This window comes from Cupriavidus sp. 2SB, assembly GCF_005503625.1.
In the GTDB taxonomy this organism is placed as follows: Bacteria; Pseudomonadota; Gammaproteobacteria; order Burkholderiales; family Burkholderiaceae; genus Cupriavidus.
On the sequence record NZ_SCMX01000013.1, the window covers coordinates 38272 to 51446 of the forward strand.

13 protein-coding genes are annotated in these 13175 nt (G+C 63.6%); 11 read left to right on the top strand and 2 right to left on the bottom strand.

Annotation, left to right across the window (positions count from 1 at the left end; genetic code table 11):
- The first annotated feature begins 145 nt into the window (after nt 1–145).
- From FFS21_RS08730 to yoaA, 3 genes are all read left to right on the top strand, one after another.
- Nucleotides 146–919 carry a hypothetical protein gene (locus FFS21_RS08730; protein WP_137924429.1) on the top strand — a complete coding sequence of 258 codons (774 nt, stop codon included), beginning with the start codon at nt 146–148 and terminating at the stop codon, nt 917–919.
- Between the two features lie 54 nt (nt 920–973).
- Complete coding sequence (locus FFS21_RS08735; protein WP_137924430.1) at nt 974–1177, top strand: DUF465 domain-containing protein; 204 nt, start codon at nt 974–976, stop codon at nt 1175–1177.
- A 225-nt stretch (nt 1178–1402) separates the two neighbouring features.
- Nucleotides 1403–3460 carry a DNA repair helicase YoaA gene (yoaA, locus tag FFS21_RS08740; protein ID WP_137924488.1) on the top strand — a complete coding sequence of 686 codons (2058 nt, stop codon included), beginning with the start codon at nt 1403–1405 and terminating at the stop codon, nt 3458–3460.
- 119 nt (nt 3461–3579) lie between these two features.
- On the opposite strand, the gene FFS21_RS08745 is transcribed toward yoaA, so the two are convergent.
- Nucleotides 3580–4410, bottom strand: coding sequence for an outer membrane protein assembly factor BamD (locus tag FFS21_RS08745; protein ID WP_137924431.1), 831 nt, complete (start codon nt 4408–4410; stop codon nt 3580–3582).
- Between the two features lie 16 nt (nt 4411–4426).
- On the opposite strand from FFS21_RS08745, the gene FFS21_RS08750 reads away from it, so the two are divergent.
- On the top strand, nt 4427–5644 hold the full coding sequence (locus tag FFS21_RS08750; RefSeq protein ID WP_137924432.1) for an RluA family pseudouridine synthase: 1218 nt from the start codon (nt 4427–4429) through the stop codon (nt 5642–5644).
- Nucleotides 5634–6440, top strand: coding sequence for a peptidoglycan editing factor PgeF (gene pgeF / locus FFS21_RS08755; protein ID WP_137924433.1), 807 nt, complete (start codon nt 5634–5636; stop codon nt 6438–6440). Before FFS21_RS08750 ends, pgeF begins: the two co-directional genes overlap by 11 nt.
- On the opposite strand, the gene FFS21_RS08760 is transcribed toward pgeF, so the two are convergent.
- Nucleotides 6437–6697 (bottom strand): hypothetical protein, encoded by a 261-nt coding sequence (locus FFS21_RS08760; protein ID WP_137924434.1) that lies wholly within the window; start codon nt 6695–6697, stop codon nt 6437–6439. The genes pgeF and FFS21_RS08760 overlap by 4 nt on opposite strands.
- A gap of 313 nt (nt 6698–7010) precedes the next feature.
- Here FFS21_RS08760 and phaC point away from each other — a divergent pair, with 313 nt between their 5' ends.
- From phaC to FFS21_RS08785, 6 genes are all read left to right on the top strand, one after another.
- On the top strand, nt 7011–8921 hold the full coding sequence (phaC, locus tag FFS21_RS08765) for a class I poly(R)-hydroxyalkanoic acid synthase (protein WP_137924435.1): 1911 nt from the start codon (nt 7011–7013) through the stop codon (nt 8919–8921).
- Nucleotides 8922–8997: 76 nt separating this feature from the next.
- Nucleotides 8998–10176, top strand: coding sequence for an acetyl-CoA C-acetyltransferase (locus tag FFS21_RS08770; RefSeq protein WP_137924436.1), 1179 nt, complete (start codon nt 8998–9000; stop codon nt 10174–10176).
- Nucleotides 10177–10319: 143 nt separating this feature from the next.
- Nucleotides 10320–11060 carry a 3-ketoacyl-ACP reductase gene (locus FFS21_RS08775; protein ID WP_137924437.1) on the top strand — a complete coding sequence of 247 codons (741 nt, stop codon included), beginning with the start codon at nt 10320–10322 and terminating at the stop codon, nt 11058–11060.
- 67 nt (nt 11061–11127) lie between these two features.
- Complete coding sequence (locus FFS21_RS31970) at nt 11128–11304, top strand: hypothetical protein (protein WP_171020354.1); 177 nt, start codon at nt 11128–11130, stop codon at nt 11302–11304.
- Between the two features lie 212 nt (nt 11305–11516).
- The gene (gene phaR, locus FFS21_RS08780) at nt 11517–12068 is read left to right on the top strand and encodes a polyhydroxyalkanoate synthesis repressor PhaR (RefSeq protein WP_137924438.1); all 552 of its coding nucleotides are present in this window, start codon (nt 11517–11519) and stop codon (nt 12066–12068) included.
- A 291-nt stretch (nt 12069–12359) separates the two neighbouring features.
- A complete protein-coding gene (locus FFS21_RS08785) occupies nt 12360–13145 on the top strand; it encodes a hypothetical protein (protein ID WP_137924439.1) in 786 nt (261 codons plus the stop codon).
- The last annotated feature ends 30 nt before the right edge of the window (nt 13146–13175 follow it).

The following is a 13175-nucleotide window of genomic DNA, read 5'->3' on the forward strand; positions in this document are numbered from 1 at the left end:
TGCCACAAGCGCAGGACCGTTCCGGTGACGGAGAGACACCTTTTACACCCGCAATTCGGCACGATGCGCGCGGCCATGGTCCCGGGCTCACTTCGTAACGCTTCGCGCGGGGGCCCGATGTGGCCCCGGATGCTAGAATCGCGCCATGATCGTCAAGCCCCAAGCGGCCGTCATGGCTCTCCCGCTTTCCCTTACTGTTTCCGCCTTCGCTCTGGCCGCACTGCTGGCCGTCGCGCCGCATGCTGCGCACGCGCAGGCGTCGGCCCCATCCGCGGCGGCTGCCAATCCGGCTATTCCGGCCGATCCGGGCACGCCGCGCGACTTCCAGGCCGAGCGCCGCGCCATCGACGATTCGCGCGCATGGGCCAAGTACCGTTTTGCGGTGGCCGAGCGCGAGTGCTACAGCAAGTTCCTGACCAACAACTGCATCGACAAGGCCAAGGATCAGCAGCGCGCGGAGTTGCAGGTGCTGCGCGCCAAGGATCTTGAGGTGGGCGATGCCGAGCGGGCCTTCCGGGCCGCCCAGCGCGACCGCAACCAGGCTATCCGCCGCGCCGAGTACGAAGCGGGCCAGCCGGGCCGCGCGGCCAACGAACAGGCCAGCCGCGACGCGTTCGACCGCAAGCAGCAGGAGCAGGCGGCGCGCGATGCGCAGGCCAATGCGCAGGCGCCTGAGCGCGCTGCCAACGCGGCGGCGTACCAGCAGAAGCAGGGCGAGCGCGACGCCCGCATCGAGGAAGCCCGTCAGAAGGGGGCCGAGCAGGCGCGTCAGCGACAAGAAAACGTCAAGGCCTACGAGCAGAAGCAGCAGGACGCGGTGCAGCGCCAGAAGGATCTGGATGAACGCCGGGCCAAGGCCGAGGAAAAGCAGAAGGAAGGGCAGGGCAGCGGGAAGAGTCCGAGTCCGTTCGGCTTCTGATTCGGCGCGCCCTTTGCGGTGGCATCCGCCGCCGCAGTGCAGCAGGAAGGCATCATGGATGAACATCTGAACACCCTGGAACGGCAGATCATTGAATTACAGATCGAACACCGCGATCTGGATTTCCTGATCGACCGACTGTCATCCGATCCCGCGCATGACGAACTGCAGTTGCGTCGGCTCAAGAAGCGCCGGCTCAAGCTCAAGGACGCCATCACGCTGCTGCAACTGCACGTGGAACCGGACGTACCGGCCTGACCCCGGTAGCAGTGCCCGGCCCGTTCGCATCAGGCGAGGCCGCCCAAAAGAAAACCCCACCCAAACATCTTGCCCCAGCCCGATCTCCTCTCCGACGCCGCAGACCTGCCCGGTGATCCAGCCGCCGACACGCCCGAACCCGCCGAGCCTCCCGAATCCATCGGCGAAGCGGTAGCGGTGGCTTCTGCCAGCCAGGTGGCCTTGCAGAAGTCGCAACTGTCGACGATGTTCGCGGAGACCGGCACGCTGGCGACGGCCATTCCCGGCTATCGTCCACGGGCCTCGCAGCAGAAGATGGCCGAGGCGGTGGCGGATGCCATTTCGCAGAACGATACGGTCATCGTCGAAGCCGGCACCGGCACCGGCAAGACCTTTGCCTACCTCGTACCGGCGATGCTGTGGGGCGGCAAGGTCATACTGTCCACGGGCACAAAGAACCTGCAAGACCAGCTTTATCTGCGCGATATCCCGACGGTGCGTCATGCACTGAACGTGCCGATATCGATCGCGCTGCTCAAGGGCCGTGCCAACTACCTGTGCCACTACCACCTGGAGCGCGCGCAGGCCAATGGCCGGTTGGCATCCAAGCAGGATGCGGCATGGTTGCGCGACATCGCGAAGTTCGCCAAGACCACCGCGACCGGTGACAAGGCCGAACTGGCTGCCGTGCCCGAAAACGCGCCCGTCTGGCAAATGGTCACGTCCACGCGCGACAACTGCCTGGGCAGCGAATGCCCGCAGTACAAGGAATGCTTTGTGATGCGGGCGCGCAAGGAGGCCCAGCAGGCGGACGTGGTGGTGGTCAACCACCACCTGTTCTTTGCCGATGTGGTGCTGCGCGATACCGGCATGGCCGAACTGCTGCCCGCCGCCAATACCGTGATCTTCGACGAAGCCCACCAGTTGCCGGAAACGGCCACGCTGTTCTTCGGCGAGACGCTGTCCACGAGCCAGTTGCTTGAACTGGCGCGCGATACCGTGGCCGAAGGGCTGTCCCATGCACGCGATGCCGTGGACTGGGTGGCCCTGGGTGCGCCGCTCGAACGCGCCGCGCGCGACCTGCGGCTGGCGTTCAGCAAGGAGAACATGCGGCTGGCGCTGGGTCAGATCGAGGCCGATCCACGCATGCGCGAACCGTTCAATGAAACGCTCGATGCGCTGGACACTGCCTTGTCCGATTTTGTCGAGGCGCTGGAGTCGCAGGCCGAGCGTGCCGAAACGCTTGAGCAGTGCCATCGCCGCGCCGTGGAACTGGCGCAGCGACTGGCGGCATGGCGCGATGACCGCGTGAGTGTCACCCCGACACCCGCCGTGGCGGAAGAAGGTGCAGATGGTGCCGAGACGGCTGCAGCGCCCGAGCCGATGTCACTGGGCCCGGAAACCGTGCGTTGGGTAGAGGTCTTCTCTCACACGGTGCAACTGCATCGCACACCGCTTTCGATTGCGCCGATCTTCTCGCGCCAGCGCGCCGGGCATCCGCGCGCATGGGTATTCACGTCGGCCACGCTATCGGTCAAGGGCAATTTCACGCACTACGCCGCGCAGCTCGGACTCGACAAGGACCGCTCGTTGACGTTGCCTAGCCCCTTCGACTACGCGAAGCAGGGCCTGCTCTACGTGCCGCGCGAGATGCCGGCGCCGAATTCCCCGCAGTTTACGGAAGCCGTCGTGGAGAAGGCGCTGCCGCTGATCGAGGCGGCCGGAGGTCGCACGTTCCTGCTCTGCACCACGCTGCGCGCGGTGCAGAAGGCGTCGGACATGCTTTACGACCTGTTTGCCGAGAAGGGTCTGAATCTGCCGCTGCTCGTCCAGGGCCAGGCGAGCCGCACGGAACTGCTGGACCGCTTCCGCCAACTCGGCAATGCCGTATTGGTGGGCAGCCAGAGTTTCTGGGAAGGCGTGGACGTGCGCGGCGAAGCGCTGTCGCTCGTCATCATCGACAAGCTGCCATTCGCGCCGCCCGATGATCCCGTCCTCGCGGCGCGCATGGAGGTGCTGCAGAAGAAGGGTTTGAGTCCGTTTGCCGTGCATCAGTTGCCGCATGCGGTCATCACGCTGAAGCAGGGCGCTGGACGCCTGATCCGGTCGGAGTCCGATCGCGGCGTGCTGATGATCTGCGATACACGGCTGGTGGAAAAACCCTACGGTCGCCAGATCTGGCAGAGCCTGCCGCCGTTCACGCGTACGCGTGAGGCCGAGACGGTGATCCGCTTCCTGGAAGGGCTGAACGGCAAGACGGTCGAAGGAGCGGGAGGGCCTGAGACCAGCGACGCCGATGCCTGAGTAATGCCTGAGGCCGATGCGCAGACGGCCCCGCAAAACAAAACACCCCGAAGCCAGTGACCGGCATTCGGGGTGTTTTGCTTTCAGGCAGTCAATGCTGCATGGTCAGTGCTTCCAGATCAGAAGACTTCCCACCACGCCTTGTCCTTCTTGCGCGCACCGTACTTGATGAAGTCGCTGTTCGGGTAGTTGCGTTCCATCACCCGTGCGGTGTCGTCGCGCAGATCCTTCATGCCAAGCGCGTCGTACGAGCGCACCATGATGTAGAGCGCTTCCTCGTTGGCCGGAGCACCGTCATAGTCTTTCAGCGCCTGCTGCGCGCGATTGACTGCGGCGAGGTAGGCGCCGCGACGGTAGTAGTAGCGTGCCGCATGCACTTCGTGCTGGGCCAGCGAGTTGACGATGTACTGCATCCGCTGCGTGGCATCGGGTGTGTACTTGCTGTCCGGATAGCGCGTGATCAGGATCTGGAACGCATCGTAGGCAGCGCGGGCGGCCTTGGGGTCGCGCTCGCTGAGATCCTGGCCCGAGAAGCGGCCCAGCCAGCCCAGGTTGTCGTTGAAATTGATCAGGCCCTTGAGGTAGTAGGCGTAATCGATATTCGGATGGCTCGGGTGCAGCTGGATGAACCGGTCCACAGCTGCCAGCGCGGCAGCGGTCTCGCCATCCTTGTAGCTGGCATAGGCAGTGTCGATCTGTGCCTGCTGCGCGTAACGGCCGAACGGATAGCGGCCCTCGAGCTTTTCATAGAGCTTCACGGCACGCGTATAGTCGCCGCCGTCGAGGGCATCCTTGGCTTCCGAATATAATTTGTTAGCCGACCAGCTGGCTGTTTCGTCAGGCTGGTCTCCAAGCAGGCCGCATGCCGACAGCATGACGCAGCCGCCTGCGAGCAAAACCGCTCCAATTTTCGCGCGCCAATCCGCGCGTTTCATGCTCTGCAATTGCATGGGCAACCTGTTCCGGATGAAGAAAAATACCGCCAAGCATTATAGCCGAAGCCCCAGCGCCGAAACCGGTCTGGACAGTCAGGTCGAATCCAGGGAGGCCGCAGCCCCCGTCAATGGGGACTTGAACGACCCATTCGAGGTCCTCGACGAAGGTGGGGAGTTGCAGGACGACGTGCTCGTGGCAGCGCCTGCCGCCCCCGATCTCGTGCCCCAGTTCATGGAAGTCGGCAGTGCCGATCACGGCGAACGGCTCGATAAATTGCTCGCACGCCACTTCAGCGAGTTCTCCCGCAGCCGCATCCAGCAATGGATCGAAGAGGGCGCCGTGCGCGTGGACGGAGAACCGAGCCGCGCCAAGGCATCGATGCAGATGGGGCAGCAGATCGAGATCCGCCCGCAGGCGGCACCCGAATCCACGGCTTTCACGGCCGAGGATGTGCCGCTCAACGTGGTCTACGAGGACGATACGCTGCTGGTCATCGACAAGCCGCCCGGTCTGGTGGTGCATCCTGCTGCAGGAAACTGGAGCGGCACGGTGCTCAATGGCCTGCTGTATCGCGATCCGCACGCGGCACGGCTGCCGCGCGCCGGTATCGTGCATCGGCTGGACAAGGAGACGTCCGGCCTGATGGTGGTGGCCCGCACGCTGACCGCGCAGACCGATCTGGTGCGCCAACTGGCTGCGCGTACGGTCAAGCGGACCTATCTCGCGCTGGTGTGGGGCGAAACGCCCGAGGAAGGCACCATCGACGCACCGATTGCCCGCGATCCGCGCGAGCGGACCCGCATGGCCATCGTCTACACGAACAGCGGCAAGCCTTCGCGTACGCATTTCAAGACGCTCGGCACCGTGCCGCTGGGCCGGTCGCACGTGTCGATGGTGATGTGCCAACTTGAAACGGGCCGCACGCACCAGATTCGCGTGCATTTCGAGTCCATTGGTCATCCGCTCGTGGGCGATCCGGTCTACTACAAGGCCACCCAGCGCGGTCAGCGTCAGGCAATCCGGGTGCCGCTGCCGGTGCCGTATACGCGCCAGGCGCTGCATGCCTACAAGCTTGGACTCGTGCATCCGGCTACGGGTCGCAAGATCTCCTGGGAAACCCAGCCACCCGAGGACCTGCAGGCGCTGATTGCCGCGCTCGACTTTGAGGGGCACGCGGAACAGGACGATGACTACGACGATTACCACGACGAAGGCACGTGGTACGAAGGCGAGGCCGATGACGACTGAATCGACAGCTATTTCAACTTCGTGGCTCGTCCCGGACTGGCCGGCCCCGGCAAATGTGCGCGCGCTGTCTACCACGCGTCAGGGCGGTGTCAGTCGCGGCGCCTATGGGCTGGCCGATGGCTCGACGGGCGGGCTGAATCTCGGCACCCATGTCGGCGACGATCCGTCCGCCGTTGCGGCCAACCGTGCGCGGCTGGCCCGCAGCCTGCCCGCCATGCCGCTCTGGTTGGAACAGGTGCATGGCTGTGGCGTGGCCACGGCAGAGCATGGCGATGCCGGGAGCGAGATCCAGCAAGCCGATGCCAGCATTTCGGGGCGGCCGGGCGACGTTTGCGCGATCATGACAGCCGATTGCCTGCCCGTGCTGCTTTGCGATACGGCGGGTACTGTCGTCGGCGCGGCGCATGCCGGCTGGCGAGGTCTGTGCGATGGCGTGATCGAGGCCACGCTGTCGCGCATGGCGCAGCGCGCGGGCGGCATGCCGCAATGGCTGGCGTGGCTGGGGCCTGCGATCGGCCCCGATGCGTTCGAAGTGGGCGCGGAAGTCCGCGCAGCATTCCTCGATCGCGCGTTCCAACACGAACAGGCCGAAGTCGATGCGGCATTCGTCGCGGTGGGGCAGGGCAAGTACATGGCCGACCTCTACGCGCTGGCACGCATACGCCTGGCGCGAGCTGGCTGCACGCAGGTCTTTGGCGGCGATACCTGCACGGTAACCGACGCAGACCGCTTCTACTCCTATCGCCGCGACCGCACTACGGGTCGCATGGCCACGATGGTCTGGCTGGAAGCCTAGGCGTCGCCGTCCCGCACGGCAGAAGACGGCGCGCTCGAAGTTCCCGGGGTTTCCGCCGCGTCCACCGCTGCGCGGGCTTCCGCCTCTTCCCGTGCGCGTCGCCGCTGCCGCCTGCCCGGTGTGCCCAGGATGTACATCACCAGCGAGACGGGCGCCAGCCCGTAGCACAGGAACGTGGCCACACCGGCCACCACGTTTGTCTCCGTGATGGCCATCATCAGCGCCACATATAGCCAGCCAATTGCCACGATATACATCAGCCGTTCATCTCTCTCTGGTAGGCGGGTTCCGAACCCCGGCAACCCGCTTGGGCCGTCCGGTAGGTCGGACATCACTTCCCTGGCGCCCGCATGGGAATGCGGAATTCCGCATTGACAGCCTCTACATTGCAAGGCAACAATGCCTTCAAATGTATCGGAACCGAGGAAGTATCAGGGTTTCGCCGGCAAGCATAGCGTAAGTGGCGAGCCGCTCAGGCGGCCCGCTAACGCATCCCGGATTCCGGGGCGGGTCGGGAGACAGTTACCCCGTGCCCGTCAACCATCACGACGGCAGAGAGACGAATACATCATGGCGACCGGCAAAGGTGCGGCAGCTTCCGGAAAGGAAGACAAGTCCCAACCGTTTCAATTTGCGCCGGGGCCATTCGACCCAGCCGCCTGGCTGGAGTGGTCCCGTCAGTGGGCACCCGAAACCAACGGCGCGATGCCGCCTGGTTTTCCCGCCGGCTTGGCCGGTGCATTCCCCGGTGGCTTCCCGAATGGTCTTCCGAACGGTTTCCCCGGCAGCTTTCCGGGCGGCGATGCATTCGCCAAGGCGTTCCAGGCTCTGCAGGGCAATGGTGCCAATGGTGCGGTGAAGATCGCGCCCACGCAGCTCGCCAGCATCCAGGAACGCTATCTGAAGGATTTCACCGAACTCTGGCGTGAAATGGGTGCCGGGGCCATGGTGCCGAATGGTGCGCCGCAGGCCGGGCAAGCCGGTGCTGCCAGCCAGCGTCTGTCCGATCGCCGCTTTGCCAGCGATGCATGGCGCAACAATGCGGCATATCGCTACACGGCCGCGTTCTACCTGCTCACGGCGCGCGCCATGACCGAGCTTGCCGATGCTGTGGAAGCCGATCCCAAGGTGCGCCAACGCATCCGCTTTGCGGTTTCGCAGTGGGTCGATGCGATGTCGCCGGCCAACTTCCTGGCGACCAATCCGGATGCCCAGCAGCGCCTGATCGAGTCCGGCGGCGAATCGCTGCGCAACGGCGTGCGCAACATGCTGGAGGATCTGGGGCGCGGCAAGATTTCGCAGACCGATGAGACCGCCTTCGAGGTGGGCCGCAATGTTGCCGTAACCGAAGGCGCTGTCGTCTACGAGAACGAATACTTCCAGTTGCTGCAGTTCAAGCCGCTGACCGACAAGGTCTACGCGCGGCCGCTGCTGCTGGTGCCGCCGTGCATCAACAAGTACTACATCCTTGACCTGCAGCCCGAAAGCTCGCTGGTGCGGCACGCGGTGGAGCAGGGGCACACGGTGTTCCTGGTGTCGTGGCGGAACCCCGATGCCTCGATGGCCGAGCGGACCTGGGACGACTACATCGAGCATGCAGCCATCCGCGCGATCGAGGTGGCGCGCGACATCAGCGGTCTCGACAAGATCAACGTGCTCGGGTTCTGCGTGGGTGGCACCATCATTTCCACGGCGCTTGCCGTGCTGGCGGCACGCGGCGAGCGGCCCGCAGCCAGCCTGACCCTGCTCACCACGCTACTCGACTTTGCCGACACCGGCATCCTCGACGTCTTTGTCGATGAATCGCATGTGCAACTGCGCGAGGCTACGCTGGGCGGCGCATCGGGTGCGCCGTGCGGTCTGCTGCGGGGAGTGGAACTGGCGAACACGTTCTCGTTCCTGCGTCCGAACGATTTGGTCTGGAACTACGTGGTCGACAACTACCTGAAGGGCAACACGCCTGTGCCCTTCGATCTGCTGTTCTGGAACGGCGACGCCACCAACCTGCCCGGACCCTGGTATTGCTGGTACCTCCGCCATACCTACCTGCAGGACGAATTGAAGGTGCCGGGCAAGCTGACCGTCTGCAATGCCCCGGTGGACCTGGGTGCCATCGACGTGCCGACGTATATCTACGGCTCGCGCGAGGACCATATCGTGCCGTGGTCGGCTGCGTATGCTTCCACCGCACTGCTGAAAAACAAGCTGCGCTTCGTGCTGGGCGCCTCTGGGCACATTGCCGGCGTCATCAACCCGCCAGCCAAGAAGAAGCGTAGTCACTGGACCAGTGATACGCTGCCCGTTTCGGCCCATGAATGGCTGGCTGGCGCGGAGGAACATCCGGGTAGCTGGTGGCCGGACTGGATGGCATGGCTCGGCAAGCAGGCCGGCCAGAAGCGTGCGGCGCCTGATACCTACGGCAACGCCCACTACAAGGCGATCGAGCCTGCACCGGGACGCTACGTCAAGCAGCGCGCCTGATTTTGCCGGGGCGGCGGATGAGCCGCCGGCCCCGTTTCGAACCGATCCGCGATTCGTTTTCTCGAAAGGACCTCACATGACCGACATCGTCATTGTTTCCGCAGCTCGCACCGCCGTAGGCAAATTCGGTGGCTCCCTGGCCAAGATCCCCGCACCGGAGCTGGGCGCACTCGTGATCAAGGCCGCGCTGGAGCGCGCAGGCGTCAAGCCCGACCAGGTGAGCGAAGTGATCATGGGCCAGGTGCTGACGGCCGGCTCGGGCCAGAACCCGGCCCGCCAGGCGTCGCGCTCAGCCGGCCTGCCGGACATGGTGCCGGCCATGACCATCAACAAGGTGTGCGGCTCGGGCCTGAAAGCCGTGATGCTGGCCGCCAATGCCATCATCGCCGGCGAGGCAGAGATCGTCGTGGCGGGTGGCATGGAGAACATGAGCGCGGCCCCGCACGTGCTGCCGGGCTCGCGCGACGGCTTCCGCATGGGTGATGCCAAGCTCGTCGACACGATGATCGTCGATGGCCTATGGGACGTGTACAACAAGTACCACATGGGCATCACCGCCGAAAACGTGGCCAAGGAATATGGCATCACGCGCGAAGCGCAGGACGAGTTCGCAGTCGGTTCGCAGAACAAGGCCGAAGCGGCTCAGAAGGCCGGCAAATTCGACGAGGAAATCGTGCCGGTGATGATTCCGCAGCGTAAGGGCGATCCGGTGGCGTTCAAGACCGATGAGTTCGTGCGTCAGGGCGCCACGCTGGATAGCATGTCGGGCCTGAAGCCGGCGTTCGACAAGGCGGGCACGGTGACGGCCGCAAATGCCTCCGGCCTCAACGACGGCGCCGCCGCCGTGGTGGTGATGTCGGCCGCCAAGGCCAAGGAACTTGGCCTGACGCCGCTGGCGACGATCAAGGCCTACGCCAATGCCGGCGTGGACCCGGCCGTGATGGGCATGGGCCCGGTGCCGGCCAGCCGACGCTGCCTGTCGCGTGCGGGCTGGGGCGTGCAGGATCTCGACCTGATGGAAATCAACGAGGCATTTGCGGCGCAGGCGCTGGCGGTGCACAAGGAAATGGGCTGGGACCAGTCGAAGATCAATGTGAACGGTGGCGCGATTGCCATCGGCCACCCGATCGGCGCATCCGGCTGCCGCATCCTGGTGACGCTGCTGCACGAGATGAAGCGCCGCGACGCCAAGAAGGGCCTGGCCTCGCTGTGCATCGGCGGTGGCATGGGCGTGGCGCTGGCAGTCGAACGTTGAACTGCAATACATAACAAAAGCATTGGCTAGACGTGCATGAGGGGTATGCCGGCGGTACGTACCGAGGAACCGCCGCCGGCATTGACAACAACGACCGAAAAGTTTCGACAACAACGAACCGATCGAGCCAACTAGGAGTGGATATGACTCAGCGCATTGCATACGTGACCGGCGGCATGGGTGGCATCGGAACCGCGATTTGCCAACGCCTGGCAAAAGAGGGCTATAAGGTGGTGGCGGGCTGCGGCCCGAACTCGCCGCGTCGCGAGAAGTGGCTCGAACAACAACGCGCGCTCGGTTTCGAGTTCGTGGCGTCCGAAGGCAACGTGGCGGACTGGGATTCGACCAAGGCGGCTTTCGAGAAAGTGAAGGCCGAGGTGGGTGAGGTCGACATTCTGGTCAACAACGCCGGCATCACGCGCGATGTGGTGTTCCGCAAGATGACGCGTGCCGATTGGGATGCGGTGATCGACACCAACCTGACGTCGCTGTTCAACGTGACCAAGCAGGTCATCGATGGCATGGCGGATCGTGGCTTCGGCCGCGTGATCAACATCTCGTCGGTGAACGGCCAGAAGGGGCAGTTCGGCCAGACCAACTATTCGACAGCCAAGGCCGGCCTGCACGGCTTCACGATGGCCCTGGCGCAGGAAATGGCCACGAAGGGCGTGACGGTCAATACCGTGTCGCCGGGCTATATCGCCACGGACATGGTGAAGTCGATCCGTCAGGATGTGCTGGACAAGATCGTCGGCACGATCCCGGTGAAGCGCCTGGGCGAGCCGGCTGAAATCGCATCGATCTGCGCCTGGCTGGCTTCGGAAGAGTCCGGTTTCTCCACGGGTGCGGACTTCTCCCTGAACGGCGGCCTGCACATGGGCTGATGTCGAGGCGGACCTCTGCGACGGCGCGTTGCCCGCGAGGGGCGGCAGGCCGTCACGGAGGTTGCCGATGATGCGGCGCATCTGGCGCGCTGCACAAACCATCGAGTGCTGCACCGAGATGGCCTGGCATTCGCATCACCGTCCGCATGTCGCTGGCATGCGGACGGTTTGCTTTTGGGGGCTGGACAATCAAATGCTGCGGGTTTTCCTTAAACGCGGCCAGCTTTCCATAGTGCTTTCTTGAGCATAGAATCAGGGCAATGGCGCAACCGGCACCAAAGTGGCGCGGTCCACATGGGTCTGGTCCGGTTGTTTCTTGCGCGCCTGCAGCGTGTTTCTCGGCGGGGAAGACGCGCTCCATTGCGCACTGCACTGCATGCGGTGCAGCAGCGCGAGTCAAGGCGCAGCAGCGGTGCCGACCCACGGCACCAGCGACGACAAAAGGATAGAGCACCGATGGCCACGACCAAAAAAGGCGCAGAGCGACTGATCAAGAAATACCCCAATCGCCGGCTCTACGATACGCAAACCAGCACCTACATCACGCTCGCTGATGTGAAGCAGCTGGTCATGGATACCGAGGACTTCAAGGTCGTCGACGCCAAGAGCGGCGAGGAGCTGACACGCAGCATCCTGCTGCAAATCATCCTGGAAGAGGAAACCGGCGGTGTGCCGATGTTCTCTAGCGCCATGCTTTCGCAGATCATCCGTTTCTACGGCCACGCGATGCAGGGCATGATGGGCACCTACCTCGAAAAGAACATCCAGGCATTCATCGACATTCAGGGCAAGCTGGCCGAGAACTCGAAGGGTCTGTACTCGGGCGAGGCATTCAGCCCCGACATGTGGTCGCAGTTCATGAACCTGCAGGGTCCGATGATGCAGGGCATGATGAGCAACTACATCGAGCAGAGCAAAAACCTCTTCGTGCAGATGCAGGAACAGATGCAGAGCCAGGCCAAGAACATGTTCGGCACGTTCCCGTTCAACCAGCAGGACAAGAAGTAGCCTCACGAACGCGCGCCGCGACGGCCCTGTGCAATGCAGGGTCGTTTTGAGTTGTTGGCTTGCCACGCATTTTTGTGAATGCGTGTCTGATGTGTGTCCGATGTGCGTCTTTTAGCCTTTTTTCTCCGCTATTGATTGCAGAGCAAGGATTTGGGGAGCCGCCATGTGCTCCAATCGGCCAACGCCCTGAGCACTGGGCGACCCCATAACAATCCTGCTTTCACTGCACGATGGCTTTTTCCAAGCGTATCCCGCCTTGCATGCCATCCGGTCTGGTCCGGAGGGTAACTCATGTCTGACAGCGCGAATCTCTGGCGCATGGCGCCTGAACCCGCCGATCCAACCGGCTTGACCCGGCTCGTCGAATTCGCCGGTGGCATCTACACCCAACTGACGTGCATCCAGCGCGAGATAGGCGAGGTGAAGGCTTCGCAGCAGGGGCTCGAAGCACGTGTCGAGCGCGGGGAGCGTCAGCTCGATGCGGTGGAGGTGGGAGTGCGCAATGATTTGCGCGAGGTGGAGGGGCGGCTTGCCGGGCAAATCTCGACGCTCGACTCGCGTATGTCGACGTTCGATACACGTTTGTCGACGCTTGATACGCGTATGTCCGCTGGTCATGCATACCTGCTCGACCGGATCGACGCCTCGGAGTCCAGGGTGTTGGCGGCAATCGAACAGCTTGCAACGCGATTCGACAAGTTCGAGACGCGCGTCGACAGGATGGAAGTGGATCTGCACACCCGCATCGATGCGACGGAAAACAAGATCGAGCATGTGCGAACGGACCTTGGTAGGCAGATCCGGGAGAGTAGGGGTGACCTCGAAATTCGCATCGATCGCGTGGCAACGGACCTCGGTGATCGCATCCAGAAATGCGAGGACAAGACCGAGGCCCGTTGTGATCGTCTGGAAGATAACCTGTCCGCCCAGATCAAGAGTAACGAAGGCCGGATACTTGCCTTGCGGGACCGTGTAAACAAGGTGATCTGGTTCACCTCGGGAGGTGGAGCCATGCTCGGATACGCCATCGGCGGAGACGTCGTGATGGATCGGTTGACCCGCCTTCTGGGTCTATAACCAGGACGCGTTTCCAACCAGCCGGGCCGG

Excerpts from the sequence above, each read along its gene's own strand:
- FFS21_RS08730 (WP_137924429.1), top strand. The coding sequence starts at position 146 with ATGATCGTCAAGCCCCAAGCGGCCGTCATGGCTCTCCCGCTTTCCCTT.
- FFS21_RS08735 (WP_137924430.1), top strand. The coding sequence starts at position 974 with ATGGATGAACATCTGAACACCCTGGAACGGCAGATCATTGAATTACAG.
- yoaA (WP_137924488.1), top strand. The coding sequence starts at position 1,403 with ATGTTCGCGGAGACCGGCACGCTGGCGACGGCCATTCCCGGCTATCGT.
- FFS21_RS08745 (WP_137924431.1), bottom strand. The coding sequence starts at position 4,410 with ATGCAATTGCAGAGCATGAAACGCGCGGATTGGCGCGCGAAAATTGGA.
- FFS21_RS08750 (WP_137924432.1), top strand. The coding sequence starts at position 4,427 with ATGAAGAAAAATACCGCCAAGCATTATAGCCGAAGCCCCAGCGCCGAA.
- pgeF (WP_137924433.1), top strand. The coding sequence starts at position 5,634 with ATGACGACTGAATCGACAGCTATTTCAACTTCGTGGCTCGTCCCGGAC.
- FFS21_RS08760 (WP_137924434.1), bottom strand. The coding sequence starts at position 6,697 with ATGTATATCGTGGCAATTGGCTGGCTATATGTGGCGCTGATGATGGCC.
- phaC (WP_137924435.1), top strand. The coding sequence starts at position 7,011 with ATGGCGACCGGCAAAGGTGCGGCAGCTTCCGGAAAGGAAGACAAGTCC.
- FFS21_RS08770 (WP_137924436.1), top strand. The coding sequence starts at position 8,998 with ATGACCGACATCGTCATTGTTTCCGCAGCTCGCACCGCCGTAGGCAAA.
- FFS21_RS08775 (WP_137924437.1), top strand. The coding sequence starts at position 10,320 with ATGACTCAGCGCATTGCATACGTGACCGGCGGCATGGGTGGCATCGGA.
- FFS21_RS31970 (WP_171020354.1), top strand. The coding sequence starts at position 11,128 with ATGATGCGGCGCATCTGGCGCGCTGCACAAACCATCGAGTGCTGCACC.
- phaR (WP_137924438.1), top strand. The coding sequence starts at position 11,517 with ATGGCCACGACCAAAAAAGGCGCAGAGCGACTGATCAAGAAATACCCC.
- FFS21_RS08785 (WP_137924439.1), top strand. The coding sequence starts at position 12,360 with ATGTCTGACAGCGCGAATCTCTGGCGCATGGCGCCTGAACCCGCCGAT.